1 protein-coding gene is annotated in these 1,720 nt (G+C 40.5%); it reads left to right on the top strand.

Annotated features, from left to right (window positions below; translation table 11 throughout):
* On the top strand, positions 1 to 1,720 hold a 1,720-nt coding region (locus MK405_RS09175; protein WP_268704862.1), incomplete at both ends, for a GbpC/Spa domain-containing protein.

Below are 1,720 nucleotides of genomic sequence, written 5' to 3'. Positions count from 1 at the left end.
GAAAATGAAGCGATTAAGCAACGTAACGCTACTGCAAAAGCGACTTATGACGCAGCGGTGAAGAAATACGAAGCAGATTTAGCAACAGTCAAACAAGCAAACGAAGCTAACGAAACAGACTACCAAGCTAAGCTAGCCGAATACCAGACGGAATTAGCTCGCGTTCAAAAAGCAAATGCTGAAGCTAAAGAAGCTTATGAAAAAGCAGTAAAGGAAAATACTGCTAAAAATGCTGCACTCCAAGCTGAAAATGAAGAAATCAAGCAACGTAATGCCGCAGCTAAAACTGACTATGAAGCAAAATTAGCTAAATATGAAACTGATCTTGCCAAGTATAAGAAAGATGTAGATGAGTATCCACGGAAACTCAAAGAGTACAATGAAGAGCAGGCAAAAATTAAGGCTGCATTGGTAGAACTTGAAAAGAATAAAGATCAAGATGGTTACTTGTCTAAGCCATCTGCTCAGAGTTTGGTTTATGATTTAGAACCGAAAGCTCAACTGGACCTCAAAACGGAAGGAAAACTTCTTACAGCAGCAGCTGTTGATGAAGCCTTCAAGAAGGATACAGACCAATATGGTAAGAAGAATCTTCAGTTAGACAATCTCAATGTCAAGAACTTGGAGAACGGTGCCACTACTTCTTCAGTGGAATTGTATGGTAATATTGGAACTAAATCGGACTGGACGACCAATGTAGGGAATAAAACAGAAGTTAAATGGGGCTCTGTTCTTCTAGAACGTGGGCAAAGCGTAACTGCGACTTATACCAACCTTCAAAATTCCTACTACAACGGTAAAAAGATTTCCAAGATTGTTTACAAATATACTGTAGATCCGTCTTCAAAATTCCAAAATCCTAGTGGAAAAGTTTGGTTGGGAATCTTTAGTGACCCAACTTTGGGAGTCTTTGCTTCTGCTTACACTGGTGATGTTGAAAAAGGTACTTCAATTTTCATTAAAAATGAATTTACCTTCTATGATGAAAATGACCAACCAATTAATTTTGACAATGCCCTTCTTTCTGTAGCATCTCTAAACCGCGAGCACAATTCTATTGAAATGGCTAAAGACTATAGCGGAACATTTGTTAAAATTTCAGGTTCATCTATTGATGAAAAAGATGGAATGATTTATGCTACCAAAACCCTCAATTTTAGAAAAGATCAGGGTGGATCTCGTTGGACTATGTATCCTAGAGCAAATGAACCTGGATCGGGGTGGGATTCATCAGATGCACCAAACTCTTGGTACGGTGCAGGTGCTATTAGTATGTCTGGATCTACGAATCATGTTACAGTTGGCGCAACATCTGCTACTAATGTGATGTCTGTTGCGGATATGCCTCAAGTTGCTGGAAAAGATAATACAGAAGGCAAGAGGCCCAATATCTGGTACTCACTCAATGGTAAGATTCGTGCCGTTAACGTTCCGAAAATTACAAAAGAAAAACCAACTCCACCGGTAGCACCAACTGCACCACAAGCTCCTACTTATGAGACAGAGAAACCATTGGATCCTGCTCCAGTAGCACCAAGCTATGAAAATGAGCCAACACCACCGGTAAAAACTCCAGATCAACCGGAACCATCAAAACCGGAAGAGCCAAATTATGAGACAGAGAAACCATTGGAACCAGCTCCAGTAGCGCCAAACTACGAGAATGAGCCAACACCACCGGTAAAAACTCCAGATCAACCGGAGCCATCAAAACCAGAAG

This window comes from Streptococcus oralis, from assembly GCF_026782345.1.
Classification (GTDB): Bacteria; Bacillota; Bacilli; order Lactobacillales; family Streptococcaceae; genus Streptococcus; species Streptococcus oralis_CK.
This window is presented reverse-complemented; position numbering and strand designations above follow the sequence as displayed.